Annotated in this window: 32 protein-coding genes; 30 read left to right on the forward strand and 2 right to left on the reverse strand. The window is 55.8% G+C overall.

The genetic code is table 11. From position 1 onward, the window contains the following. The first annotated feature begins 34 nt into the window (after positions 1-34). From ACCD03_RS03425 to ACCD03_RS03565, 29 genes are all read left to right on the forward strand, one after another. A complete protein-coding gene (locus ACCD03_RS03425; protein ID WP_413410852.1) occupies positions 35-310 on the forward strand; it encodes a helix-turn-helix domain-containing protein in 276 nt (91 codons plus the stop codon). Positions 311-312: 2 nt separating this feature from the next. Then, on the forward strand, positions 313-486 hold the full coding sequence (locus ACCD03_RS03430; RefSeq protein ID WP_413410853.1) for a hypothetical protein: 174 nt from the start codon (positions 313-315) through the stop codon (positions 484-486). A gap of 157 nt (positions 487-643) precedes the next feature. After that, positions 644-931, forward strand: coding sequence for a hypothetical protein (locus tag ACCD03_RS03435; RefSeq protein ID WP_413410854.1), 288 nt, complete (start codon positions 644-646; stop codon positions 929-931). 555 nt (positions 932-1,486) lie between these two features. Next, positions 1,487-1,738 carry a hypothetical protein gene (locus ACCD03_RS03440; protein WP_413410855.1) on the forward strand — a complete coding sequence of 84 codons (252 nt, stop codon included), beginning with the start codon at positions 1,487-1,489 and terminating at the stop codon, positions 1,736-1,738. Positions 1,739-2,058: 320 nt separating this feature from the next. Continuing rightward, on the forward strand, positions 2,059-3,216 hold the full coding sequence (locus ACCD03_RS03445; RefSeq protein WP_413410856.1) for a hypothetical protein: 1,158 nt from the start codon (positions 2,059-2,061) through the stop codon (positions 3,214-3,216). Between the two features lie 161 nt (positions 3,217-3,377). Next, on the forward strand, positions 3,378-3,647 hold the full coding sequence (locus ACCD03_RS03450) for a hypothetical protein (protein ID WP_413410857.1): 270 nt from the start codon (positions 3,378-3,380) through the stop codon (positions 3,645-3,647). Positions 3,648-3,784: 137 nt separating this feature from the next. Further along, positions 3,785-4,012, forward strand: a complete 228-nt coding sequence (locus tag ACCD03_RS03455) for a hypothetical protein (RefSeq protein WP_413410858.1) — start codon at positions 3,785-3,787, stop codon at positions 4,010-4,012. A 1-nt stretch (position 4,013) separates the two neighbouring features. Continuing rightward, positions 4,014-5,309, forward strand: coding sequence for a phage terminase large subunit (locus ACCD03_RS03460; RefSeq protein WP_413410889.1), 1,296 nt, complete (start codon positions 4,014-4,016; stop codon positions 5,307-5,309). 326 nt (positions 5,310-5,635) lie between these two features. Continuing rightward, positions 5,636-7,798 (forward strand): hypothetical protein, encoded by a 2,163-nt coding sequence (locus tag ACCD03_RS03465; RefSeq protein WP_413410859.1) that lies wholly within the window; start codon positions 5,636-5,638, stop codon positions 7,796-7,798. Between the two features lie 131 nt (positions 7,799-7,929). Then, positions 7,930-8,214: a hypothetical protein gene (locus ACCD03_RS03470; RefSeq protein ID WP_413410860.1), complete on the forward strand. Its 285-nt coding sequence runs from the start codon at positions 7,930-7,932 to the stop codon at positions 8,212-8,214. 58 nt (positions 8,215-8,272) lie between these two features. After that, on the forward strand, positions 8,273-9,331 hold the full coding sequence (locus ACCD03_RS03475; RefSeq protein WP_413410861.1) for a hypothetical protein: 1,059 nt from the start codon (positions 8,273-8,275) through the stop codon (positions 9,329-9,331). Between the two features lie 10 nt (positions 9,332-9,341). After that, on the forward strand, positions 9,342-10,322 hold the full coding sequence (locus tag ACCD03_RS03480; RefSeq protein ID WP_413410863.1) for a DUF5309 family protein: 981 nt from the start codon (positions 9,342-9,344) through the stop codon (positions 10,320-10,322). Between the two features lie 67 nt (positions 10,323-10,389). Further along, entirely contained in the window at positions 10,390-10,692 is a 303-nt protein-coding gene (locus ACCD03_RS03485; RefSeq protein WP_413410864.1) for a hypothetical protein, read from the forward strand. A 2-nt stretch (positions 10,693-10,694) separates the two neighbouring features. Then, the gene (locus ACCD03_RS03490; RefSeq protein ID WP_413410865.1) at positions 10,695-10,979 is read left to right on the forward strand and encodes a hypothetical protein; all 285 of its coding nucleotides are present in this window, start codon (positions 10,695-10,697) and stop codon (positions 10,977-10,979) included. Between the two features lie 2 nt (positions 10,980-10,981). Beyond that, on the forward strand, positions 10,982-13,183 hold the full coding sequence (locus ACCD03_RS03495; RefSeq protein WP_413410866.1) for a hypothetical protein: 2,202 nt from the start codon (positions 10,982-10,984) through the stop codon (positions 13,181-13,183). A gap of 40 nt (positions 13,184-13,223) precedes the next feature. Next, positions 13,224-13,907: a hypothetical protein gene (locus ACCD03_RS03500; RefSeq protein WP_413410867.1), complete on the forward strand. Its 684-nt coding sequence runs from the start codon at positions 13,224-13,226 to the stop codon at positions 13,905-13,907. Then, a complete protein-coding gene (locus tag ACCD03_RS03505) occupies positions 13,907-15,424 on the forward strand; it encodes a hypothetical protein (protein WP_413410868.1) in 1,518 nt (505 codons plus the stop codon). Before ACCD03_RS03500 ends, ACCD03_RS03505 begins: the two co-directional genes overlap by 1 nt. Then, positions 15,421-15,756, forward strand: coding sequence for a hypothetical protein (locus ACCD03_RS03510; protein WP_413410869.1), 336 nt, complete (start codon positions 15,421-15,423; stop codon positions 15,754-15,756). Before ACCD03_RS03505 ends, ACCD03_RS03510 begins: the two co-directional genes overlap by 4 nt. Positions 15,757-15,758: 2 nt before the next feature. Then, on the forward strand, positions 15,759-16,157 hold the full coding sequence (locus tag ACCD03_RS03515; RefSeq protein ID WP_413410870.1) for a hypothetical protein: 399 nt from the start codon (positions 15,759-15,761) through the stop codon (positions 16,155-16,157). Then, a complete protein-coding gene (locus ACCD03_RS03520; protein ID WP_413410871.1) occupies positions 16,154-17,083 on the forward strand; it encodes a hypothetical protein in 930 nt (309 codons plus the stop codon). The genes ACCD03_RS03515 and ACCD03_RS03520 overlap by 4 nt, the downstream gene beginning before the upstream one ends. 8 nt (positions 17,084-17,091) lie before the next feature. Continuing rightward, positions 17,092-17,487 carry a hypothetical protein gene (locus ACCD03_RS03525; RefSeq protein WP_413410872.1) on the forward strand — a complete coding sequence of 132 codons (396 nt, stop codon included), beginning with the start codon at positions 17,092-17,094 and terminating at the stop codon, positions 17,485-17,487. Between the two features lies 1 nt (position 17,488). Continuing rightward, on the forward strand, positions 17,489-19,363 hold the full coding sequence (locus tag ACCD03_RS03530) for a hypothetical protein (RefSeq protein WP_413410873.1): 1,875 nt from the start codon (positions 17,489-17,491) through the stop codon (positions 19,361-19,363). Beyond that, complete coding sequence (locus ACCD03_RS03535; RefSeq protein ID WP_413410875.1) at positions 19,333-21,132, forward strand: hypothetical protein; 1,800 nt, start codon at positions 19,333-19,335, stop codon at positions 21,130-21,132. Before ACCD03_RS03530 ends, ACCD03_RS03535 begins: the two co-directional genes overlap by 31 nt. 138 nt (positions 21,133-21,270) lie before the next feature. Next, a complete protein-coding gene (locus ACCD03_RS03540; protein WP_413410876.1) occupies positions 21,271-22,203 on the forward strand; it encodes a tail fiber domain-containing protein in 933 nt (310 codons plus the stop codon). Beyond that, positions 22,200-22,736, forward strand: a complete 537-nt coding sequence (locus ACCD03_RS03545; protein WP_413410877.1) for a hypothetical protein — start codon at positions 22,200-22,202, stop codon at positions 22,734-22,736. The genes ACCD03_RS03540 and ACCD03_RS03545 overlap by 4 nt, the downstream gene beginning before the upstream one ends. Positions 22,737-22,750: 14 nt before the next feature. Next, positions 22,751-22,927 (forward strand): hypothetical protein, encoded by a 177-nt coding sequence (locus ACCD03_RS03550; RefSeq protein WP_413410878.1) that lies wholly within the window; start codon positions 22,751-22,753, stop codon positions 22,925-22,927. After that, positions 22,924-23,367 (forward strand): glycoside hydrolase family protein, encoded by a 444-nt coding sequence (locus tag ACCD03_RS03555; RefSeq protein WP_413410879.1) that lies wholly within the window; start codon positions 22,924-22,926, stop codon positions 23,365-23,367. Before ACCD03_RS03550 ends, ACCD03_RS03555 begins: the two co-directional genes overlap by 4 nt. 1 nt (position 23,368) lies before the next feature. After that, positions 23,369-23,893: a 3TM-type holin gene (locus ACCD03_RS03560; protein WP_413410880.1), complete on the forward strand. Its 525-nt coding sequence runs from the start codon at positions 23,369-23,371 to the stop codon at positions 23,891-23,893. A gap of 2 nt (positions 23,894-23,895) precedes the next feature. After that, on the forward strand, positions 23,896-24,123 hold the full coding sequence (locus tag ACCD03_RS03565) for a hypothetical protein (protein WP_413410882.1): 228 nt from the start codon (positions 23,896-23,898) through the stop codon (positions 24,121-24,123). Here the strand turns inward: ACCD03_RS03565 and ACCD03_RS03570 are convergent, their stop codons facing one another. Beyond that, positions 24,124-24,339 (reverse strand): hypothetical protein, encoded by a 216-nt coding sequence (locus ACCD03_RS03570; RefSeq protein ID WP_413410883.1) that lies wholly within the window; start codon positions 24,337-24,339, stop codon positions 24,124-24,126. Positions 24,340-24,598: 259 nt separating this feature from the next. Between ACCD03_RS03570 and ACCD03_RS03575 the strand changes: the two genes are divergently transcribed. Next, on the forward strand, positions 24,599-25,465 hold the full coding sequence (locus tag ACCD03_RS03575) for an acyltransferase (RefSeq protein ID WP_325654981.1): 867 nt from the start codon (positions 24,599-24,601) through the stop codon (positions 25,463-25,465). Here ACCD03_RS03575 and ACCD03_RS03580 read toward each other — a convergent pair. Beyond that, positions 25,462-25,971 carry a DUF2514 family protein gene (locus tag ACCD03_RS03580; RefSeq protein ID WP_325654983.1) on the reverse strand — a complete coding sequence of 170 codons (510 nt, stop codon included), beginning with the start codon at positions 25,969-25,971 and terminating at the stop codon, positions 25,462-25,464. The genes ACCD03_RS03575 and ACCD03_RS03580 overlap by 4 nt on opposite strands. Between the last annotated feature and the right edge of the window lie 91 nt (positions 25,972-26,062).

Below are 26,062 nucleotides of genomic sequence, written 5' to 3' on the forward strand. Positions count from 1 at the left end.
GTTTGAAGAAGTTCGCGGAGTAGGAGACTGATATGTGCTGCATCTGCGGAAGCAAGGAACACACATCGCCGCATTGCAAGTGGGTGCGGCTGGCTGGGAGGTAATCATGCGCGCCTTTGCTGAACATCTGACACAGGCCCGAGAAGAACGCGGGATGAGTCAGCGAGAGCTGGCCCGACGAGTGGGCGTCAATTCCGAGACCATCTCCCGCTACGAGCGCGGACTCAAGGAGCCGATGCTAAAGAGCTTGGTGGCGCTAGCTCAGGAGCTGGACTGCTCGATTGATTTTTTGGTTGGGCTGGAGAATTAGCCATGGAACACGAGAAAAAGCATCGACATGGATGGGTGAATATCTGGAAGCCGCATCCGACTACGCCGCCTCGCGTGAACGGCTTTGTTCATAAAAGCGAGTGGGAAGCAAAGGAAGTCGCACGGCTTCACGGAGAAGACTTGCTAGCAACGGTAAAGGTGGAGTGGGAGGAGTGATGAGCACGTATTTGCCACCCAATGAAATCAAGCGATGCGAAGCGCTAGCCCAACATGCAGACATGCATTCCGGTAACGATAAGCAGCCAGAACCAGTTGAGCAGCCCACCGAGCAGATCGACTGGGAGAAGCACCGTCAGTTTATGAGGGGGCTGGGATGACCTACCGCAACCGTGACTTGTTGAGCGTCGTACATGAAATCGACTGTGTGAAATGCAACAGGCATGGCGTTCAAGCGGCGCATTCCAACCTGCAGGAGTTCGGCAAGGGAATGGGCATCAAGGCTAGCGATGCGGCGATCATGGGGATTTGCCCCTACTGTCACTCTGACCTAGACCAAGGCAAAAACATGAGCAAAGAAGAGAGGCGCGTTATGCAATACGAATGCATCGCGAAGACATACGTGCGTTTGATGGAGCTTGGTTTGATCCAAGTGGCTAAATAGGGAGCGGTCATGGGGATCAGTGAGACAACCCTGCAGATGGTCTGCAAGTACATGGACACGCAGACGGAGCCAGTCACTAGCGCGGAAGTTGGCGCAGCAATCGGGCGCGCTGCAGTTACGGCGCGTGAGGCGCTGGGTATCTTGGTTCGGCGCGGGCTAGCAACAAAAGCAAAACTCCCGGCTACTAAGTTTTGCGGCATCACACTCATCTACCGGCGCACCGATGTTCCCTACTTAGATCTGGGCCGACTCAGCAAGGAGCACGACTTCACGGAGCTGCTGAAGGTGTGGAGGGTTCGGCCATGCAAGGCTTGGAAAGGCGCATCGCGCACTCATTCCATGGATGAGGGTCTTGGATTCGGGGAATTCGCAGACGGTACGTGTCTTTAGGGAGGGAAGATGAACGATCAAGAGCTTCGGGCGTTTTGCGGGGAATGGGCGTACTGGTGCCACTCAAGGCGCTATTTCGCCCCTCCCGTACCGCCCAACATCCTAGCGCGGTTTCAGAAAAGCCGAACGTCGCCAAGGGAACCGGACGGACCACTGAGCGCTGACATGGCCTACTTCAATATGGCGATTCATGGGCTGGCCGAACAAGAACCGGATGACGCTATTTGCTTCACCCTCTTCTATTTCTACCGCTTCCGGCCAATAAAAGTGCTGGCGGCGGAGTTGAAGATCGGTCATCGCACTTTCTACGACAGGATGGACAGGTTTGCTCGCCGCGCCCAAAAGCTGGCGACTACGATCAAGCGTGTTCACCTTGGCAATTTGGAAGAGATGCGCCAATCGGTTGACGTAGATTAGTGCGGAAAAATCCGCACAATTTAGATCCGCACAAAATAGCCATTTATACTAGACTTTCTGCAATGCTGTAATTCGTGTGCCCGCCATGCGCGGGCTTTTTCTTTGGGGTTCCAGGTGGTGACACGGAAGCAAAAAGAGGCTGACATCGTGGCCCATTGCGGGAATTGCCGGTACTTCAAAGAAGAGAAAGAAGGTTACGAGACATGCCGACGCAACCCGCCTCAAGTCATGATTGACGAGGAAGGCAATACGTCGAGCGTGTTCCCACCGATTGTGGCCGCTGAGTGGTGCGGCTGCTGGCCGCCAAAGCTGAACGCCTGATGGCTACTCTGCGCGACTTTGCGACGGCTCGCGAGATTGAATACCTGGACGCCATCGAGAAGCACGGTAGTGAGCGCAAGGCCGCAGATGCGCTGCAAGTGTCGCGAGGCACGGTCAGCAAGGCCATGGTCCGCCTGAAGGCGAAGGCGTCCAAGCGCGGATTCAGCCCTGAGCACGATATGCATCATGTCGTGCCAGAGGGCTACAAGGTTCGCGGCACGTCTACGCTGTATGACGAGTCTGGTAAGCCCAAGCTGCAGTGGGTCAAATCTAGCATTGATGCGGAGCGGCAGGAGGAATTGGCCCGCGCAGCGCTGGAAATTATGGCGCAAGAGGTTTGCGGGCTTTCGCCGCATGTTGGAGCGCCAACACATGTTCTCTCTGATTTGCTGGCTGTATATCCGTTCGGCGATCCACATGTGGGGCTCCATGTGTGGGGTAAGGAATGCGGGCAAGATTTTGACCTTGAAATCGGACGCAAGCTGACGTTTGGTGCCGTTGACCGGTTGGTGACAAGTGCGCCAGCCGCCGACACCGCAATTTTATTGTTGTTGGGAGACGTCTTTCACATGGACGATCAGACCAACCAGACGCCAGCGCATCGGCATCAGCTTGATGTTGATTCGCGTTATGTGAAAGTCATTCAAGTCGGCATCGAGACCTATAGGCACGCAATCTTACGCGCTCTGCAGAAACACAAGAAGGTCATTGTCAAGGCGGTTCCTGGCAACCATGACCCGCACGCAATATGGGCACTTATCTTCACGTTGGCGGCTTACTTTTCAAATGAGCCGCGCGTTGATGTAGACACCGGCCCTGCAAAGCATTGGTATTTCCGTTTTGGAAAAGTACTAATTGGGTCAACACATGGGGACACAACAAAGCACAGCCAGCTGGGCGGAATTATGGCGTGTGACCGAGCGAAGGATTGGGGTGAGACGCTTTACCGCTATTGGTACACTGGCCACATCCATTCCCAATCTGTTACTGAGTTGCCGGGAGTGGTTTGCGAATCGTTCCGCACCTTGGCTGCGCCTGATGCGCATTCCGCTAGACATGCGTACCGGTCTGGTCGCGACATGCTTTGTATTGTTCATCACAAGGACTTTGGCGAGATCGAGCGCCATCGTTGTGATGTTGCAATGATTAATAGTTAAGCTCTATTCGGTAGCCAGATCCGCCAGCATTGCCTTTACGGCGCATACCTAGCGCTGGGCCTGGGTCTGGCTCCCAAATTGAGTGTCTCCTCCAAGGTTGGTCATCCAACCACTCCTGCCCTGCCGGTGAAAGCCGGTGGGGCTTCTTTTTGGGACCAATCATGAAGTTGACCACGAAGGCACGTAAGGCGATGCCGAAGACTGAGTTCGCTGGACCGAACCGCTCGTATCCCGTGCCCGATGCAAGTCACGCAGCGAATGCGAAAGCTCGAGCCAGTCAGGCGGTGAACGAAGGCCGCATGTCGAAAAGCCAAGAAGCAAAGATCGACACAAAGGCAAACAAGGTACTGAACCGCGAGCACGGCAATGCTGGCCCGCGTGAAGTGCAACACCCGCAGAGCCACGCTGAATTCGAAAAGCTTGGCAAGTGAATAACGCTTAACTTGGAGCGCTACCCGTAAGGGCGCGGCTGAGAGTGGCAGATAGCAAAATAGGGACAGATACAGCAAAGCGGACTCCTCCGAATGCTGGCAAGGGTCGACCGAAAGGTGCCCTGAACAAAACGACGATGGCGGCCAAAGAAGCAATTGCGATGGCTGCTGATCGTCTGGGGGGAGTGGATCGCCTTGTAGCGTGGGCGCAAGAAGAGCCGCAAAACGAGCGTGTGTTTTGGGGAACGATCTACCCGAAGCTGTTGCCGCTGACTGTTGGTGGCGATGCTGATTCGCCGCTCAAGCTGGTAACTGAGTTCGTTCTAGCCCCGTTCGTAGCAGAGGATGACAAAGCTGCGAATTGAGATGCCCGCAAAGCTGATCCCTGTGTTCCAGGGGCCAGCGGATGTGCGAGGGGCATATGGTGGGCGGGGCAGCGCCAAGACGCGCTCATTCGCCACGATGCTTGCGGTTGTGGGCATGAGGTACGGGCAGGCTGGGGTGTCTGGCTTATTGGTCTGCGGTCGGCAGTACATGAACTCACTGGCTGATTCATCGCTGGATGAGTGCAAGCGCGCTATCGAGAGCGAACCAGCGTTAGCGAAGTATTACGAGGTTGGCGAGACCTACATCCGGTCACGTGATGGGCGTATTGCATTTGCGTTCGTCGGGCTGGATAAGTCTGTGCAGTCCATCAAGTCCAAGGCGCGCATTCTGGTGCTGTGGGTTGATGAGGCCGAGCCGGTAACAGATGCGGCTTGGCAGATCGTGCTTCCTACGCTGCGTGAGGAAGGCGGCGACGGCAAAGACGCATGGAACGCCGAACTGTGGGTGACGTGGAACCCGGCGCGGAAGAACGCACCGGTTGAGCGCTTCCGCAATTCGAGCGATCCGCTGATCAAGGTTGTGCAACTGAACTGGCGCGATAACCTGAAATTCCCGGCCAAGCTGGAGCGTGAGCGACAACGGGATCAACAAGAGCGGCCTGAGCAGTATCCGCACATATGGGAAGGCGATTACGTTACCGCGCTGGCCGGTGCGTACTACGCCAAGCATCTGCAGAAAGCGAAAGAGGAAGGCCGCATCGGCTTCTTCCCGGCTGATCCGCTGATGACGATTCGCTTGATGTGCGACATCGGCGGCACGGGTTCAAAGGCTGACGCATTCGCCATCTGGGCGATGCAATTCATTGGCCGCGAAATCCGCGTTGTGAACTACTACGAGGCCGTAGGGCAACCGATTGACGCTCACCTAGCGTGGTGTCGGTCGCAGGGCTACGAGCCAAGCAAAGCGCAATTCTGGCTGCCTCACGACGGCTCTACGCAGGACAAGGTTTATGACGTGTCCTACGAGTCAGCGCTCAAGAAGGCTGGCTATTCCGTGACGGTTGTCCCGAATCAAGGGCGTGGCGCAGCGATGGCCCGCGTTGAGCGCACTCGCGTGCTGTTTCCGCAGATCAGGTTTCACGAGCAAGCGACCGAAGCAGGACGCGCGGCGCTTGGTTGGTATCACGAGAAGCGAGACCTGGAGCGCGGCATTGGGCTTGGGCCTGAACACGATTGGTCGAGCCACGGAGCGGATGCGTTCGGCTTGGGCTGCGTTGTGTGGCAAGAGCCGCAGGAAATGAAACCTTTGCAGTATCCGAAATTGGGAGTGGTCTAGTGAGCATTGCACTGGAAGCGCGCGTTGCCGAGCTAGAGCGACGTCTTGCAGAAGTTGAAGAGCGAGCGGCGCAAGCACGGGAATTGGCGGAGCGCGCTCGCAATGAGCAAATCATCGCACGCAAGCCGGGTCCGAAACCGAAGGAGCAATCTTGAAGACGCCTCATACCTCTTGCCAACGAGGGAAGCGCGTTCGCATCGTATTGCGTGACGGGTCTTGTTTCTCAGAGAAGTTTTTGGAACGCACAGGGAAATTTGTAGTGACTGAAACGCACCGCGTTCCCGCTTCGCAAATTCGTTCGTTCTCTATTGAGCGCGGTGGCCGCAATGGCTGAGAAAGCTGACAAGCGCGGTATGACCGAAAGCGAGCTACTTGCGCTCATCGGCCAATACGAGCGCGCTAGCCTAGGTTCGAGCGTTTCGAGTGGCCCGAGCGTTGGCGGAAACATCAAGCCCGCTGCGCAGGCAATGACCACGTTGGAGATCGACCGATACAACGCGCTGAATGCGTACTTTGGTCGCCCGCTTGGCAATGAGGTAGAGGATCGCTCGCAGATCGTGCTTCCCGAGCTGCGGGACACGGTCGAATGGATCATGCCGACGCTCATGCGGATGTTTGTCGGCTCTGGAAAGCCTGTGCAGTTCGATCCAGAAGCGCCTGGAGATGAAGAGCAAGCCGAGATTGAAACAGAGGTCGTGAACTGGGTGTTCATGAAGCAAAATCCGGGCTTCTTCATCTTGCACGACTTCTTCAAAGACGCCCTGCTGTTGCGCAATGGCTACGTCACTTCGTATTGGGTCAAGGAAAAGAAATCAGTCGTTGAGAGCTATACCGGCTTGAATGAGCAGGAAGTGACGATGCTGCTCCAGACGGACGACGAGATCGAGGTTCTCGGCCAGTCTGAGCGCACAGATGTTATTGAGACGTCAGCAGGTCCGCGGCAGTACCAGTGCTTCGACATCAAGATCCGCCGCACGAGCGAAAAGGGCCGCGTCTGCGTTGAGTGCGTACCGCCTGAAGAGATGCGCGTGTCTCCGCAGGCCCGTCATGGGCTGGATGATTCGCCGTTCACCCAGCACATGCGCACGATGTCACGGACGGAGGCCAAGGAACAGGGTTTCGACCCGGAAAAGGTGGATGCAATCACCGTTGCGCGTCCTGCGTGGCTCGATCTAATCGCATTGGCGCGTAATGAAGTCACGGACGAGCTGTCCGAAGAGAATCCGGTTGATCCTGCTAGCCAGTTGATCGACATTCGCACGAACTTTGTGCGCGTGGACTATGACGGTGACGGCTTGGCTGAATTCCGCCGCATCGTGATTGGCGGTGATGTGATCTTGGCGAACGATGAGATCGAGGAAAGCTCTTTCTCGTACTGCTCGCCAATCCGCATGCCGCATCGCCATGTCGGTATCAGCTATTTCGATCTGCTGAACGATCTTCAGGTCATCAAGACCACGCTGTTCCGCCAGGCGCTGGACAACATCTACATCTCGAACAACCAGCGCGTTGCCGTCAACTGGAAACAGGTGAACGTGCAGGATCTGTTGGTGTCTCGCCCGGGCGGCATCATCCGCGTGGATGGCCCGATTGGTGACAACATCATGCCGTTCCAGCAGCCGTCCAACCTCATGGCGCAGATTCTGCCCGCCATGGAGTACTGTGACCTGCAGCGCGAAATGCGCACGGGCATCGGCAAGGACACGATGGGCGTTGACGCTGACGCATTGCAGGATGTGACCAAAGGCGGCCAGCTTGCGGCAATGTCGGCTGCAGCGGCCAAGGTTGAACTGGTTGCGCGTCTGCTGGCTGAGGGCGTGAAAGACATTTTCCAGAAGATTCACAACCTTTTGCGCCGTCACCAAGACGATGAACTGACGATTCGCCTCACCAACAAGCAATGGTTGACAGCGAATCCGGCTGAGTGGCGCGAGCGCACCGAACTGGCGATCAATGTTGGCCTTGGCTCTGGCAACCGTGAGGAAGCGCGGGCGAATGTGATGTTGCTGGGTCAGGCGCAGAAGGAATTGGGCGTGTTCGGCCTTGTCGGCCCCAAACAAGCCTATGCGACATTCAAGAAGGTGACGCATCTGCTTGGCTTCGAGAATCCGACAGAGTTTGCTATGGACCCGGACTCGCCTGAATACCAGCAGATGCAGCAACAGAAGGCGCAACAGCCGCCCGACCCGCATGTGCAGGCCGCGCAGATCAAAGCGCAAGCAGATCAGCAGATCGCTGGCATGCGGCTGCAGACCGAGCAGACCAAGGCGCAGAGCGAGCAAGCGCGCGCACAGGCAGAACTTGCCCACGGCGCGCAGCAGACTCAGGCCGACCACGAAGCACAGATGGCGCAAATCCAGTCGCAAGAGTGGCAAACCGCGCTCAAGGTCATTGGCCAGATTGTTGCATCGCAACTCAAGCAGAACGCCGTGGCTGATGCGGGCCAGATGGTGAATCAGGACATGTCGGAGATTCAGCGTGGCAACTAAACAGAAACGTAATCGTCATTGGCTTATTTGGCCGACAGGCGCAACCGAATGGATGCTGACATACAGCCGCGATCTAGCAGAAACATGCCGAAAGAATGGTTGGGGTTGCATCGAATTCGTAGAGGTAAAACGTGGCGCTTGAAGAAGAGGTGATTCGCGGTGGTGACGCTGCCCAAGTGCTGGATGCGCCGATCTTCGTAGAGGCAAAGAAGGCCATCGAGGAAGGCATCCGCCGCCAAATGGCATCTGTCCCCATGTCGGATCAGGCGATGCACACGCGATTGATCATCGCGCTGCAGATGTGGGACACGCTCGAGAAGTACCTAGAGAACATCCGCCAGACAGGCCAGATCGCGCAGTTCCAGATCAACCAGCAGGAAGAGCAGAAGAAGCGATTCCAACTCTTCAGCCGATAGCAGTACCAGTTTCACCAACAAGCCACCTTCGGGTGGCTTTTTTTATTGAGGCGAGCAAATGAGCGATGTGGAAGCGACCACCCAACCGGGCGCCGCAGCCGATACCGAAAGCCAGTTTCAGAGCTTTTGGGACGCTGGCGCGTTTGATTCGAATGATGAGCCGCCCCGCGAGGATGCGCAGGCTGCTGCAGCTGCTGAGGAAGCGCCTCCTGCTGATGATGCTCGCGTGGGTGACGATCCACCTGCTGACGATGCTTCAAAAGGTGATGAAGCAGCAGCAGAAGAAGCGCCGCAGGCACAAAGCCTAGACGAACTGCTGGCCTCGCTGAAGGTTGACCCGCAGGCCGCTCGTGCCCTCAACGTGCCGGTGAAGATCGACGGCGTTGAAAAGCTCGTCCCGCTTGAGACAGTCCTAAAGAGCTACCAACTCGAAGGCCACGTCAACAACAAAAGCATCGAACTCAGCAACCAGCGCAATCAGTTCGATCAAGAGCGCGAAGGCTGGCGCCAAGCCACGCAACAAGCGCTGCAGCAACACCAGCAAATGGGCCAACTGGCCCTGCAGATGCTGAATCACGATTTTGCACAGGTCGATTGGAACACGCTGCGCAGCCAGAACCCCGGCGAGTTTGCTGCTCTACAAGCTGAATACGCAAGCCGCCAGCAACAGATTGGCAGCTTCCTGCAAAACGTGCAGGCACAGCAAGCCCAAGAAACACAGCATCAACAGCAATTGCTTCAACAAGCGATTGCGCAAGAACGCGAACGCCTGATTCAAGTCGTGCCTGAGTGGCAAGACCAGAAGGCGTTCACGGAAGCACAGGGAAAGATGGTGAACTACGCCCGCAGCCTAGGGTTCAAGGACGCCGAGCTTAACCAGATATACGACCACCGCTACATGCGAATTCTGCACGATGCGGCGCGTTATCAGGAGCTCCAAGCGGCCAAACCTCAAGCGCTGAAGCAGGTTCGGCAAGCGCCTCCTATGGCGAAACCGGGATCTCGGACGGAAACCAACCCGCAAGCGGCGAAACGTCAACAAGTGATGGATCGCCTCAACCGAAATCCTCGCGATTCTGACGCCCAAGCAGCGGCGTTTGAGTTCTTCGCGAACTAAGGAGTAACAAATGTCTGTTCCGTCAAACACTCTGCAGACCTACACCCAGACCAACATCCGGGAAGATCTGTCGAACCTGATTTTCAACGTCGATCCGTTCAAGACCCCGATCTTGAACATGACGAAGAAGAACAAGGCCACCCAGAACAACCACGAATGGGATACCGATTCGCTGGCCGCTCAGAACCTGAGCAACGCCGCCGTTGAAGGTGACGATCCCACGTCGCAAACGCTGACCCCGACCGCACGTATGGGCAACTATGTCCAAACGTCGAACAAGGTCGTGCAGATCTCGGGCAAGTCGCAAGCTGTTGTTGCTGCTGGCGGCACCAACAAGATGGGTTATCAGCTCATGAAGAAGTCCAAGGAGCTGAAGCGCGACATGGAAGGCATCTTGACGTACAACAACGCCAAGGCTGCCGGTAACTCGTCCACTGCTTCGAAGCTCGGCGGTCTGCCCTGCTGGCTGTACACGAACACCGTGTTCCAGACAGGCGGCACTCCGGCTGGCGCTAACCCGTCGCTGAACGCCAACGGCTGGACTGACGGCTCGAGCACGCGCACGTACAACAGCGCAACCACGGCCTTGACCGAAACGATGGTCAAGTCGGTCCTGCAGAAGATCTATTCGTCGTCGGGTGAATCGCCGGAATACGCGATTGTCTCGCCGGTGAACAAGCAGATCATCTCTGGCTTCGCTGGCCCCGGCACTCGTTTCATCGAAGTGGAAGACAAGACGCTGAAGACCGCTGTTGACGTCTACCAGTCGGACTTCGGTGATGTGAAGATCATCCCGGACATCTTCCTGGCTCAGTCGAAAGACTGCTTCTTCGTCAACCCGAACTATCTGCGCGTGGCCTACCTGCGCCCGTTCCAAACGGTGCCGCTGGCTAAGACTGGTGACAGCGACAAGAAGATGCTGCTTGTTGACTACACGCTTGAGGTGGGCAACGAGAAAGCTCACGGTCTGATCACGGACACGACGGGCTAAGCAGGACTCATCCTCTTTGCAATAACGGGGCGGCTTCGGTCGCCCCTTTTCTTTTGGAGAGTCCTAAATGGGTTGGCTCACGATTTCGCCGTTCAAGCCTATCGCTGGAACGGGTCAAAACATCACGGTTGGCGCGAGTTCAGCATCATCCGCCGCAATCGGCGCAAGCACATACGCCATCTATGTTTCCACGACTGGCAATTGCCATTTGCGCGTGGGCACGGGAACCGTTACTGCCGTTACCACTGACATGCTGATCAAGGCAACAGATCCGCCGCTTCTGATGAAGGTGGCCCCAGGTGAAAAGATCGCCGTGATTCAAGACGGCGCGTCTACCGGTACTTGCAACATCGTTGAAGCGACGCACTGATCATGGCAAACATCACCGTTCACGAAGAGGAAGACAAGCTGCACGTCAAGTACTCGGAAGATGTCGAATCGCTGCTCAAGTACACGCATGAGAAGCGTGCCGCCGAAGGTGCATTCGAGCGCATGGGCGAGTTTAAGCATGTGATGCGCGTCCCCATGACTGTGATGCTCGACATTCGCACCAAGTACGGCTGGGATTACCAGATCAAAGATCACTGGCCCATGGTCAAAAAGATCCTGACTGGCCCTGAATACGCCAAATTCCGCACCACGAACCGGCAGATCTGACCATGCAGCGATACATCAATTCCGTTGCGGGTCCGACTGGCGCCCCGGTATCTGGCGCGTTGGTGCAAGTGAATCTGTGGCCGTCAGGAATGGCTGCAACGATCTATTCGGATAACGGTGCGACTGTTACCACCAATCCGCTCACGACCGACACGAACGGCTCATTCTCTTTTTACGCCGCTGACGGGCATTACCAGCTCTACATCAGCGGCCCCAACATCCAGCCTCTGCAAGTCAATGACGTGATGCTGCTTGATGGCATCCCGGCTGATCAAGGTGTCGCCTCTAGCGTTAATTCCGTTGACATCATTAGCATTCAGCAAGGTGGCATTCTCAAGCAGGCTACCGGCGCATTGATTGCGCAGATGGTTCAAGGAAATAACACGCCTGTTCCAGTTGCAAATGGTGGGACTGGGGCGACTACGGCTTCGGGAGCGCGGGCTAATCTTGGTGCTGCTGCAAGTGGCGCTAATAATGACATCACAACCCTTACGGGGTTGACTACGCCGCTTGGCGTATCAGAAGGCGGAACCGGAGCCAACGTAGCAGGCGCAACCGCCGCTAACAATATTGGCGCCTTGGCGGTTGCCAGCAATTTATCGGACTTGAATTCTGCCTCCACGGCTCGCACAAACTTAGGCTTGGGGAGCATGGCTACGGAAAATTCTAATTCCGTAGCCATTACTGGCGGCACAATATCTGGTGTCACAATTTCTGGTGTTGCAGGGTATGAAAACACCGTAGATACAATTGCCGCTCTGCGGTCACAAAGTCATACCTCTTTTAGCAAAACATTTGTATTTGGATATTCCACAGCAGGAGACGGCGGGGGTGGAACATATTGGTATGATTCATCAGATACAACAAGCACAGACAATGGCGGAACTGTAATTGTTGCGGCGGATGGTGGGCGATGGAAGTTACAGTTCACCGGAAATATTTCTATCCGGCAGTTCGGCGTACTTCCAAGCAATGCTGACAACACTGCGCAACTCAACGCAGTTGCGTCATGGATGGCATCTTTTAATGCGACATTGACTGGCCCCCGTGTTGTTATACCTGCTGGCGTTTATTCTTATGCGACAAGTCCCAACTGGGCCATTGCTAGTGCTACGTTAATTGCTCAAGTCGGTGCCGTGTTCAAGCATACTGGCACTGGGATTGCCTTCAATGTTGACGGGGGCGCCTCTGGGTCTGGCGTGTATCGTGTACGAATTGAAGGCGGCCTACGCATTCAGGGCAATGCCAATTCCACTGACGGTTTATACACACGGGCAGTTCATCATTCGTACTTCGATGTTTCCGTGCGCGATGTTGCACAAGCAGCTGTTCATGTGCTGTGGTGTGTGTGCAATGGCTATCGTGTGTCCGCTAGTCCTCTGGGCGAGCCTGCATTCTCCCCGGTTCCAACTACAGGAATTTTGCTGGATCAACGTGGTGCAGGGGAGGCTACTTCCGACTGTACGTTTTACGATCCTGTCTTGGAGGGCATTGCATCTGGCTATGGCATCAATCTCGCCAATGCAGTGCAATGCACGTTCATCGGAGGAACAAGCGAGTCTAATTCTGGCGGTATTAGCGTGCAGAGCGGTTCGAAATGGAATCGCTTTATTAACACGGACCTGGAATTCAACACGACTATTGATATTAATTGTGTTGGATCTTACAACGTCTTTGATAATGTTCTATCTTCGACTACATCGACGTTTGCCGGAACATCAAATCTGGTGTTGAGCGGAAATTACAATACCGTCAACAACAGCGGCACTGACAATGAGTTCGTGAAGCTTCGCTATGCTTTGAGTGGAGGCGCCTTTACGGACACTGGCACGGCTACAATCAAGCGCTCTGTACGTAATGTCACTAGCGGCACGCTTGATGCGGAACTGGTACGCAATCCGCATCAGCTGTTGTACATCAACGGGCCTGCCAGCAATAACACAGTAATTGGATCAGCAGACCAGCTTGTTTCTGGCGGTAGTGCTAATGATGTTGTGCATTATCACTATGGAAGCGGAACACAACAGTTTTGGGTATCTAACGTCAAACAAGACACAATCGGGCCAAATACGCGAGGATTTTATGGTGCATCGCCTGTTGCAAAGCCAACCGTTTCTGGCGCTAAAGGTGGTAATGCGGCCCTTGGCTCTTTATTGTCTGCGCTTGCAGGCCTTGGCCTAATAACTGATAGCAGCACTGCATAGTGTAAGCTAATCATAAACATTTGCCCCCGAGACTGATTGTATGACAATCTTTGTTCCAGCCGTTGCCCCGACATACCCATTGGGTACGGCTGGGGTCTATGACTACAACTCGCTGAAGCAGGCCGTACAGGACTGGTTTGCTCGCTCTGATCTTGGCAATTGGATAGACTACTTTATCCAAATTGCAGAAGCTGACATCTATCGAGACATATTTGCGCTAAATCAGGGTAAGGGTGTGCAACCGATTGAATCGGCGTTAAACGTCACAATCAGCAATGGCGTTGCTGCGGTGCCATCTGGCTATCTGGGCATCAAGATTGCGTTGGTTTCGATCAGCGGCAACACCTTTGAGGTTGAGCGGCGCACGCCTGAGTTCATCTACACGCAGTATCCGGACCAAACGGCATCGGGTACGCCCCAATACATGGCTCGTGTTGGTCAAAACTTCGTGTTTGGACCATATCCAGACTCGGCTTACACGATCACAGGCATTTACTGGCAGCGCTCCGCTCAACTTACCAGCGCGAACAGCACAACGTGGATGACCAGCACGATTCCGACGATTCTGCTTGCTGCAGTCAACCGAGCTGCCGCGCGATTCAACAAGGATGAAGAGGCTTACGGCGTGTGGGACAGTCTTTACACGCAGCAACTGCAAAGTTTCATCCTGGCGGACAAGGCTGAAGAATTGTCCGGTTCGTCTATCGCAATGGCGGCTGCCTGATGCTGCTCCAAATCGCTGACTACGCCCCGGATCTGCCGCCGAACAACTCAAGCGGTACATCTGCCAATATCGTGAACCTCTTTCCGAAGACGAAAGAGTCATGGGGGCCGGTTGGAACGCTGACGAACTACAGCGGTAACGGCTTGTCATCCCAATGCTTGGGCGCAATTGTCGCGATTGATACCGGAGCAAACAATTATCTGTTTGCTGGCGACCAAAACAATTTGTATGAGCTGGCGCCAGGGAATTCCAACTTTACGACGCTGAATACGGCACTTTCTCTGCCATCGGGTGAGCGTTGGGCCTTCACACAATACGGGCAGCGAGTTATCGGCGCAGGGTTCGGCTTGAATCTCAAGTCTTTCACGCTTGGGTCAAGCACGCAGTTTACGGATTTAGCTGCAAGCGCTCCACAGGCGCGCTATATCACCACAATCAAAGATTGGGTGATGGTCGGTAACACATACGACTCTACGAACGGAGCGCAGCCACAGCGTGTTCAATGGTGCGCGATTGACGATCCTACCAACTGGCCGGCACAGGGCAGCGTAACGGAGGCCCAGCTACTAGCGGGATCGCAGATCATTCCTGGCGATCAGGGATGGATACAGGGAATCGTTGGCAACCTTGGCACCGCAGATGGTGCCATTTTTTTTGAGCGCGGAATTTTCCGTGTGGTCTTCCAGGGGTCGCCAACTGTGTTTGGCTTTTACCCGGCTGAAGGCTCGCGCGGCACGCCTGCCCCGAAAAGCATTTGCCAGCTTGGCGCGCTGGTCTATTACCTTGGCGAAGATGGTTTTTACGCATTTGATGGATCGACCTCTACGCCGATTGGCGTTGACCGAGTGGACCGCACATTTTGGTCAACGGTGAACATGTCTTACTTGGCGAATGTGGTCGGCGCAGTTGACCCGATCAATCGCTTGGTAATGTGGCTTTATCCATCTGTGTATTCCTCTGGTGGGGTTCCGGATTCACTGCTTGTCTACAACTGGGCGCTGAACAAGTGGGGCTTTGCGAAAGTCAATGCGGAATACATCTTTCGCGCGATCACGCAAGGTTATTCGCTAGATTCGTTGGATACCTATGCGGGCGGCATCTACAACCTTGACACGTTGCCTTTCTCGCTGGATTCGCGTGTATGGACTGGCGGTCAGGTGCTGATGGGCGCTTTTAGCCCGACGCATAAGCTCTCGTACTTCACGGGGGCGCCAGCAAATGCTACCGCAGACACGGTAGAACTGGAGCCGTTTGGAAACAAGGGCAATCGAGCATTCCTGACCAGCACGCGGCCTGTGATCGATGGCGGCACACCAAGCGTTCAGATCGGGACGCGCAATCGTCTCGTGGATGCCGTGACCTTTGGTCAGCCAAGCGTGATTGACGACAACGGGGAATGCCCCGTGCGTGCTGATGGCCGTTATCTGCGCGCTCGCATCCAGACAACCGGATCGTTCAACCATCTGCAGGGGATCGAGATACCCGAAGACTGCATCCACGAGTCGGGGCGCAGATGACTGCAGTACAGAAGGGATATTCGGGCGTCCAAGAACTTATTTCGGACGAGAAAGAGCATCGCCGCCAAATTGCACGCCTTGCAAACAGTCTTTTGCAGGGCAAGACCAACAATGTTGTTCAGGTAACGCTCGCTCCGTCTGCGACAACGACGACGCTCACCGATAAGCGGATTGGCGCGAACACCGGGATTTTCTTTTCACCGTTGACAGCAAACGCAGCAGCGGCCTTGGGTGGACTTTATGTGTCAGCGCAGACCAACGGCAGCGCCACATTGACGCACGCCAGTACGGCCACGACTGACCGCACGTTCAACGCTCTCTTGGTCGGATAAACATGCTCTACGGAATTCCGAACACCGATATTGAATCGGTGTGGGGAGAAGTATTGCCTTGGATTTCTTCCGCCTGCAAGCGCAGTCGCGGAAAGTTTGATGCGCAAGACATCAAGCAAGGGCTTTTGAATCGAGAGGATCAGTTGTGGATCTGGCGCACTGAAACCGCTTATGCGGTAGGCGTTACCCGATTGGTGAATTACCCCAAGCAGTGCGTTTGCACGATCCGAATCGTCACGGGGCGCAACCGAAAGGAATGGGAAAAGGAATGCATCGCTCAGATTGAAGCCTGGGCGAAGTCGCAAGGATGCGACGCAATGGAATTGCAGGCGCGGCCTGGGTGGGAAAAGGCGCTACCTGGATACGACAAAACCCACGTCTATCTAGAGAAACCACTATGAGCGGCGGCGGCGGAAGCACACAAACCGTAACAAAGAGCGATCCTTGGGCGGGGCAGCAACCCTATTTGAGCGATGTTTTCCAAGGCGCTCACAACACATACAACCAGTATGCCAGCAACCCCGCATCTTCAGTTGCCGGGTTCACCCCTATGCAGCAGCAGGCTATCGGGATGACTCAGGGAGTAGCCAACGGCACCAACATTGGGAATGCGGCGTCCGTCAACAATGCGGCGGGCAACTACACAACGAACCTGCTGAATGGGAACTACCTGAATTCCAACCCTGGCAGCGCTGCGTTTAACAAGTTCGCTAGTGGCGACATGATGAACAACCCGTATATGACGGGGATGGCTAACGCCGCCGCAGACAGCATTACACGGGCATATCAGACCGCAACAGCGCCACAGACAGCGAGCGCATTTGCTGGCTCAGGTCGATACGGTTCAGGCGCCTACGGCAATGCCGTCAGCCAGAACCAGCAAGACCTTGCTACCCAGCTGGGCAACTCCATGAACAATCTTTATGGAGGCATGTACCAAAACAACATGCAAAACATGTTGCAGGGTGCGCAGGGGCTTTCGACCAACTACAACACTGCCGCGCAACAGCAGCTTGCGGGCGCGGCAAATGCCCCGAATATCGTCAATTCGGTGAACGGCGCTGTATCGAACCTGTACAACATGGGCGGAAATCAGCAGGCACTCAATCAGCAGCAGATTAGTGCGCCATGGCAGTTGCTAAACAACTACTCGAACCTGATCCAAGGCCAATACGGCGGCACTTCTACATCGACGCAACCGTACTACCAAAACCGTATGGCTGGCGGCATGGGGGGTGCCATGGGTGGAGCAATGATGGGCAGTATGTTCGGTCCGGTTGGTATGGGTGTTGGTGCCGCAGCGGGCGGCTTGCTCGGTATGCTTTGAGGTGAAAAATGAATAACTACTTTGGTTTCCAAAACGCGCCTCTGAACTACGGCACGCAGACTCCGACGCAAGGCATATTCACCGGTCAGCAAATGCAGCCAGGTCAAATGCAGATGAATCCCATGATGGGGATGGCTGCAATGAACTTGATGAATCAAGCCAATCCTGGCCAGCGCATGGGAATTGGCCAGAACCTGATGAGCGCTGCGCTGCCACTTGCGATGATGGCTAAACAAGGTGGCTTGATGGGCATGGGAAATCAGGGAATGTCTGCTGCCCCCCAAACTCCAATGCCGTCTTCGCCGCTGAATGTCCCAGGTGCGTTTGGCTTTGGATCAGAACCTAAGTCGTCAATGATGCTGGGCGGAGGTCAAATGAATCCCTCAATGTTCATGGGGGCCTGATATGTCGCTTTGGGACAATCAACCTGACGGCGGCGGCTTGATGGGGATGCTAGCTAATCCCCAAAGCATGGGGATGCTTGGGCTTGCGCAGGGCTTGCTTGCGAGCGCGGCCCCTTCGCGCATTCCTGTTTCCATGGGCCAGGCGATGGGTGCTGGCGTACAAGGCGGCCTGCAGGGCATTGGGAACGGCGTGCAGATGCAGCAAAACATGCTGAAGATGCGCGCAATGCAGGGCCTTCTTGGTGGCGATATGGGGCAGCAGCCCCAACCTCAACAGGCGCCTACTAGCCTGCTTGGCGTTCCGACGAATCCGGAAGGCGGCCTGCTGTCGCCCACAGTTGCGCAAGGCACCCCGCAGCCGCAAGCACCGACTCCGCAACAACCGGGCGCATCCATCTACGGCAAGACCCCGCAGCAACTGTTCCAACAGGGTATGTTGATGAACATGGCCGGGATTCAGGGTGGTGGCGAGCTAATGAAGATCGCGGTTGACCATGACCCGACGCTTGCGGCCATGATGCCTACCGACATCACCAAGATGGGCGTTCAGGGCGGTATGGCGCCGCAGGATATTCAAGCGGCAAACCGTATGGGGGTGAGCAAGGCCAACTACATTGCGCCGGTCAATGCTCGCCCAGGTGCCATTCTGCGTGATCCTATGAGCATGCAGCCGCTGGCGTTCAATCCTCATGTTCCCACCGGGGGTACACCAGTATTCGATGCAAGCGGTAATGTGGTTGCGATCAACACGCTTCCTGGCGCAGCTACCGTTGAAGGCCAAATGTCGGCGGCCAAGGCTGCTGGCGAAGGCAGCGCGCTCCCCTACTCGGGCGTTGATGCGAACGGCAATCCTCTACCAATTACGAACCGCACTGCTGCGGCGACTGGCGGTTCTGGAGTTCCGGCTCCTTTGCGAAACAACAACCCAGGTGCACTCATGCCAGGTGGCCGCTTGGCCCAGTATCCGGATATGCAAAGCGGCTTGGCGGCGATGGATGCGAATCTTGCGAACTACGGCAAGCAAGGTGTCAACACGCTTTCTGGCGTCATTTCCAAGTGGGCGCCTCCCAACGAAAATGACACGCAAGCCTATATCTCGGACGTTTCAAAGCGTCTTGGTATCGGACCAAATCAGCGGGTTGACCTGACCAACCCGGCGCATCGTCAAGCTATCGCCACCGCGATCATGCTGCACGAGAATGGTCCGCAAGCGGTTTTTGGTGGCGGAGCACAACCGTCAGGCCAGATGTATGCGCAGGCGCCTCTTGGCGCGACGACTGCAGCCAACACATCCCAGGGCGCTCCCAGCCAGCAGATGGCTAATGCGTATGGCTCGCTCTCTAACGCGGACGCCAACTACCAGCAATCTCGAGAAGCGCTGGACGAAATGATGCAACTGGCGAATAACAAGGGCCTGAGCGGAGCGATTGTCGGCGGTGCATTGCCAGAGAACATGAGCACGCGCCTCAGCCCAGATGCCGCCAAGTATCAGAAGCTGCACGCTACCTACGTTGCGTTGCAAGGTAAGGCTCTTGGTTCTGGCGGGACGGATGCCGCTCGAGCGACGATTGATGAGGCTGTCCCGACCTACGACAAGCCGCAATCTGCAATGATGAGCGGTCTTGGTACCCAACTGAACAACCTCGACATCTCGCACCTGAAAACGCAGTTCCTGACGCCGGTCTATCAGCGTGGCGACGAAAAAGCGTTCACGCAGCAGTCAGCCGCGTTTGATCAGAACATCAAGCCATCAATGGCTCCCATTCTGACCATGAGCGGCCCGCAGCAGCGTTCGGCAGTTCAAGCGGCGATCAAGGCAAATCCATCCCTGCGCGCCAACTTCGAATGGGCATTCAACAATGGGCTGCTGAAATGAGCGCATTTGATGATTACCTGAATGCAGATCAGCCGCAGGCGCAGGCGCAGAGCTTTGATTCTTATCTTGGACAGCAAGCGCAGGCACCCGCGCAGGCAGCCCAATCCGCTGTGCCACCAGTTATGCGCGCTCCGCAAGTGTCGCCCGCCACTAGCGCCACGAGCTTTGCCACTGGCGTGATGGACCCAGCTTTTGCGATTGGTCAGCACACCTCGCACATGCTCCCGCAAGGCGTCACGGACACGATTCGCACGGTCAATAACTGGTTGAATGACAAAGGGATCATCCCCGATTCGCTACGCATCCCGTCTGGCGGCATGGACCAGTTTGTCAACGACCGAGAGGCGAACTACCAAGCCCAGCGCCAAGCCGCCCAACCGCGTCTGTCCTCGTTGGTAACGGGCCAGCAGCCCCAACTCCCCACGGATTGGTGGCGCATTGGCGGTAACCTTGTTGGCAGCGCACCCTTGGCTATTGCTGCTCCCGAAACTGCTGGCATGAGTTTGCTGGGGCGCACAGCGGTAGGTGCCGGGATGGGTGCGGCAAATGGTTTGCTAGCGCCTGTCGTAACAGATCAGAACAACTCGTATGGCGACCAACTGAAAAAGAACGTCGCAGTCGGAGCCGCTGTTGGTGGCGCTGCAGTGCCGATCATGTCTGGTATTGGCGCCGCTGTACGAGGCGTTACAGACCCGGCGCGTCAGGCTTTGGCAAATGCTGGCGTAACGATGACGCCTGGGCAAATCCTAGGCGGCGCTTGGCAGCGTACCGAAGACAAGTTGACCAGTGTTCCCGTTCTTGGTGACTTCATCAAGAATGGCCAGCGTCGAGCAGTCGAAGACTTCAACCGCGCCACGTACAACAACTCTCTGTCGCCGATTGGTGAAACATTGCCGTCTAATGTAGGGACTGGTGCGGATGCAGTTGCTGCCGTCCGTGACAAGATCGGCAGCGTCTACAAGGCGATTGAACCGAAAGCGACGTTTGCAGCAGATCAGAACTTTGCCACCGATCTTTCTGGAATCCGTAACTCTCTAGCGCAGGAAGCCCCGGGCGTACTAGATCAATTCGACAACATTGTTCAGAACCAGATTACCAAGAAGCTCGCTAACGGCCAGATGACTGGTTCGCAATGGGGCGACACACGTTCCATGCTGTCTAGGATGGCGGCAAACCAGATCAAAGGGAATGCCGATGCCGACAAGTGGGCACTCAACGGGGCGCTTTCAGACTTGGGAGATGCGGTTAATTCTGCTGTTGGTCGGTCCAGCCCGGCTGATGTGCTGCCAACCCTGCGCAAAGCTAACGCAGCTTATGCCCAATACAAGCAACTGGAGCGCGCTGCTGGGTCTGTTGGGGCATCAAATGCAGGCAATGTTTTCACGCCGGGCCAGTACGCGAATGCGGTTCGTAATGGCGCCACGGCTTTCCAGAAAGCGACCAATAGCGGGTTGAACGGTGGGCTGGCGAACAATGCGATGGATGTTCTGGGATCGAAATACCCCGATAGCGGTACTGTTGGACGCTCGCTGTTGACTGCTGGTGCCGCTGCGCTAGGCGGCCATGCTGTGGCGCCTCAAGCCGTCGCGCCTGCTGCAGCGATGATTGGCCTAGGCTCACTTCCTTACACCAAAGCCGGTCAAAAGGTCGTGCAAGGCCTATTGATGAATCGTCCCGACATTGCAGCCCCGGTCGGCAACTTCATCGGCACGTATGGCCCTGCTGCTGGGCTACTTCTTGCGCCTTCCGTTGCGCGAAGCCAGCCATGATCGAATGCGTGGTTTAGCCATCCCAACCGCAACGACAAATACGGTCGTGATGACGAGACGCCAAAACTGATCGTCCGTCATATCAAAGACACTCCCAACCCGCCCAAGTGGCGGGTTTTTTACTATAGGTGATCCGAAATGTCACTGTGGCAATGGTCAACGACGCCAGCTAATAACGCAACCGCAGCAACAGCCATCAATTGGGCAGAGGGCCAACCTCCTAGCACTGTGAACGACAGCGCACGGCAGATGATGGCAGACGTTGCGGCATGGTATGTCAGCCCGGAATGGCTGAATTACGGCCAAAGCCCAACCTATGTTAGCGCAACTCAGTTCACGGTCACCGGGAATCAGACGGCAATTTACAGCGCTGGACGTCGCGTCCGCGCTTTCGTGACGGCTGGCACGATCTATGGGTCTGTTCAGACTTCCGCATTCACGTCTGTTACGACAGTCACTGTTACTTGGGATTCTGGCAATCTCGATAGCGGCCTGACTGAGGTTGATGTTGGCGTTTTGAACCCTGCGTTTGCATCATTTCCAGCACTGACAAACCAAGCCCCTGGCCCACTTTGGACAACTGCGAACTGGCGCCGCACTAACAAGCTGTCCGCAAACAATGCAATCGAATTCTCTGGCGGCACGCACAACTATGGCATTGGTAATTCAGGCGGCATTCTGTACGTGTTCACGGCGCCAGATGAAACCACTACTTCAGCGGCTACGAATGTTTTGCAGCTTGATAGCTCTGGCAACGCTACGTTTTCAGGCAGCATCACCGCCAGTTCCGACGAAAGGCTAAAAAGGAAATGGAAGACGGTAGGCAAGACATTCCTTGAACGCCTATCTCGCGTCAAATCTGGCACCTTTGAGCGTAAGAAAACAAAAGAGCGCCAAGTCGGGGTCGGTGCGCAGTCGTTCCTCGATCATCTCCCAGAACTTGAGGCCGCCATTTCGACGGATGCCAAGGGCTATCTCTCCGTTGCCTACGGTCAGGCAGCGCTCGTCTCTTGCGTCGAACTAGCCAAAGAGGTTGTACGCCTGCGTGCGCTTGTGGAGGGCAAGAAATGACCCTTCCAATTTCTGGCGCTATCAGCAGCGACAACATCAATACGGAGTTCAATCGGACTGGCTCAATCAGTTTTCTGCACCAAGCCGTTTTGGCATTGGCCGGTAAAACTGCAGCACCGATCACTATCCCTGGCGATGTGTATGGCAAGGTGGGAAAGATCACGGGCGTAGAAGCTGCCCACGAATACGGCACTGGCACCCCGTCCAAAGACGAATACATATCGCTTGTACCAGCAAACACAACGTGGCTGGGGAAGCCCACCTACAGCCAGTTTGTTACGCAATGGCAAGCTAGCCCAGGAGTATGGGTTGTAGATGTGCTGCTGAACACCTCTACGGCAGCGCTTTATACGGGTCAGGTTCGCGTGGTCAACAACTCCACTGGGGTTGCCAAGATCCTCACTTATGCAGGTCCGGTGAATGATGCTCTCGGCAACCTTACTCGTTGGCGCTCTGCAACTGCTGGAAGTCGTGACGACACCTTCATGCGTGTCGGCATCAGTGATTCCTACGTAGTCCATCCTTACTTTTGATTTTCTCCGCGCCAATGAAAAAAGACATCGTGTCTGCCACTGGGCAGATTGTTCCTGCCATCGCAGGTGACATCTGGCTTTGGCTCTCTAACCATGAGTTGGCTTGGTTCGTATCGCTGCTGACGATCATCTATATCTGCTCTCAACTCTGGTGGGGATGGCGCAAGTACCTGAAGGAGCAAAAGGAATGAATTACGAACTCCTCAAAGCCGATCTTCGCCGCGATGAGGGTGTGCGCAACAAGCGGTATCTGGATTCACAAGGCATTCCGACTATTGGTGTCGGTCACAACATTCAGGCTGACCCTCACTACCCGTACGCAGAGGCTGATGAGCCTTTGACGGATGACCAGATCGAAAGCCTTTTGAATCGAGACATTGCCATCGCCGTGATGACCCTGGATGAGTACGCCAACTGGTGGCGAGCCATGGAGGAACCACGACAACGAGTTCTCGCAAACATGGTGTTCAACATGGGTTGGGGAACGCTCAAGGGATTTAAGAACACGCTAGACGCGATGCACTTTGCCAAGTACGACATTGCGGCGGCTGGCATGCGTGCATCGAAGTGGTATTCACAGGTTGGCGCGCGTGCAGAACGTCTCGCCAAGATCATGGAAGAAGGGGCATGAGATGGAATGGAAAGACATTGCGGCAGATGTTGCGAAAGCCGCTCCGATACTTGGTGGCCTGCTTGGCGGCCCCGCTGGTGCTGCTGTTGGTGGCCTTATTGCTTCGGCGCTTGGAACGTCAAACGATCCGGCGCAAATCTCAGCAGCGCTAGCCACCAATCCAGACGCATTCGTCAAGCTCAAACAGATTGAATCCGAACAAGCTGTTCGACTCCGCGAACTGGCCGTAACTGCCGAAAGTAACCGACTGCAGGCGGAAAGCGCCCAACTAGCCACGGTCAACACGTCCATTCAGGCTGAAACCAAGTCCGACCACTGGCCTACCTATGCCTGGCGCCCGTTCATTGGCTTTGTCACCGGCGTCATGGTCTTTGGGGATTACTTCATCTTGCCGCTGGCCAAGATTCCGGTTCCCGCTGTTCCTGAATCTGTGTGGATCATGCTGGGGTCAATCCTTGGCGTGGCGTCATTCTGGCGCGGCAAGATGCAAGCCGATCCGAATACCAAAGCTGACGGGCGGGGTTGATCATGCTTGGCCGCTACATCATGAACTGGCTGCGCTGGCTAGACGAGGGTTTTAATGTCCTGACCGGTGGTGACGCCAATGAAACGATGTCCTCACGCGCTGGTAAAGGCGTCAAGGAAGGTAAGCGCTGGGCGTGTGTCCTATGCCGCTTTCTCGATCTATTCCAGCGCAACCATTGCGAACGCTCCATCAACCAAGACGACGGAGCGAACGCAACTGTCCCCGACTGATCATTTCTTGATGATCGGGCAGTCAGGAGGAATGGGCACCGTAGTCGAGCACACCCCGTTCTCCGGTGGCTTCACCACGGGCGGATTCTGCGGTTGGTTGGTGTCTTCTTCGCCGCCACCGCAGGCCGACAGAAAGGCCGCCAAAGTGACCGCTGCAAGTGTGTGGAATTTCGCCTTCCGAAGTCCAGCACTGTTCACATATACAGTATTTTTCATTTTGGTAAGTCCTTGATTTTGCTTGAATGGCTTACCGGTGGGCTGTGTTTACGTACAGTGCTAGCGGACTCTTAATCCGTAGGTCGAGTGTTCGAGTCACTCACGCCCCACCAGTATTTAAAAAGGGTTTCCAGGCAACTGGAAACCCTTTTGCTTTTCCGCAAAAGCTCCGCCAAGCCACCAAGGTTGCCAAGGCTGGCAAAGCACCTCGCAAGCCATAGTAGACTTCGTTACTTTTCGGAAAACGACGGAGACCAATGTGGCTGAAATCAAAAAGAACGGTGCGGGAACGGTCAAGATCGGTCATGGATGCTCGATTGGTGAAAACGTGCAGATCATCTTCGCCCGGCCTGCAAGCGTGACGCTAGGCGACTACGTGACCCTGGGCGATAACGTCAAGATGATCGTCGATGGTGGCAAGGTAGAAATCGGCGATTGGACAACGCTGCATGCTGACACCCTCGTGCTGTCGAAAACCGGCGTCAGCATCGGGCAGCACTGCTGGTTTGGCCAGAATACGGTGCTGGATGGGACCGGGGGCCTGACCATTGAGAACGGCGTGCGCGTCGGCATGTATTCGCAGCTCTGGTCACACGTGGCGGCCGGCGAACAGATCGAGGGCTGCACCTTGTTCGGCGAGCGCCCCATTCACGTCGAGCCCGATGTGTGGCTTGTAGGCTCGTGCATTGTGGCATCAGGCGTGCGCATTGGACGCCGCGCCGTCGCCCTGATCGCTTCGAATATCACGAAGGATGTACCCGCCGAGGCGGTTATTGCCGGATCGCCTGCCAAGCCGAAGGAAGGTCTCAGCTTCTACAAGTCGGTGACGCTCGATGAGAAGTTTGAGATGCTGGAAGGCTGGCTTAAGAACATCATAGGGGCACCTGTGATGGATGCACCTTCACTCACGCGTGATGACAACATGCTGACGGTACATTGGGATGACGTCGAAAAGGTGATTTTCTATAAGAACTCGACCGACTTCGATCGCACAGTCGCCACCCGCCCTTCCAAGGTTACGCTCTGTTGCGTTGAAGATAAGCGCTACGTCAAAGCCATGACCCGCGCCGAGCGTAGCGTGCTGAAAGCGCTCGCTGGCAACAAAGCGCGCTTCTATACAGCTTAACGCTTCGTCAGGGCGTCATAGGAGCGTTCGCAGGCGATGCCGGCGACACTGAGCCGATCGGCGTAATCGCCAAGCTGCCCCGCAGCGCCGTTAGTCCGGCTGAGCACGTCGACGAGCACATCGAGGGGGTCGCCACCAGGCTGACCCGGGCCTGTGCTGGCAGCGGCGGAATGGCCGGTTACGCGGGCGGCTGCGACAAGTCGGGCGACTCGTGCGCGCAGCCCATCAGCAGCAACACCGGCAGCAGCCGCAGCTTGTTTCGTGGCTTCATTTGCGATCTCCGCTTGAGCTTGAGTCCGCCGCTGTTCTTCGGCGCGGTCGGCCCGCACGTCGGCGAGGCGCTTCTGTTCAGCCGCTTCCTTGGCCGCGTCGAACTGCTGCTGTACGTGCGCAGCACCAGCGGCGTAGCCTGATTTGTAGAGGTGGTGCAGACCGCCATATACAGCCATGGCGATGCCCAGCACCAGCGCGCCGATGCCGCCCCATTTCACCCAGTCGATGGTCATGCCTTGGCCCTCCTTTCGCACAAATCGCGCTCGGCCATTCCTCGATCGCGATGACCGAGCGCTACGTGCGAAACCGCCGCGACGATAAGAT

Source organism: Ralstonia sp. Ralssp135 (assembly GCF_047304345.1).
GTDB lineage: Bacteria > Pseudomonadota > Gammaproteobacteria > Burkholderiales > Burkholderiaceae > Ralstonia > Ralstonia chuxiongensis.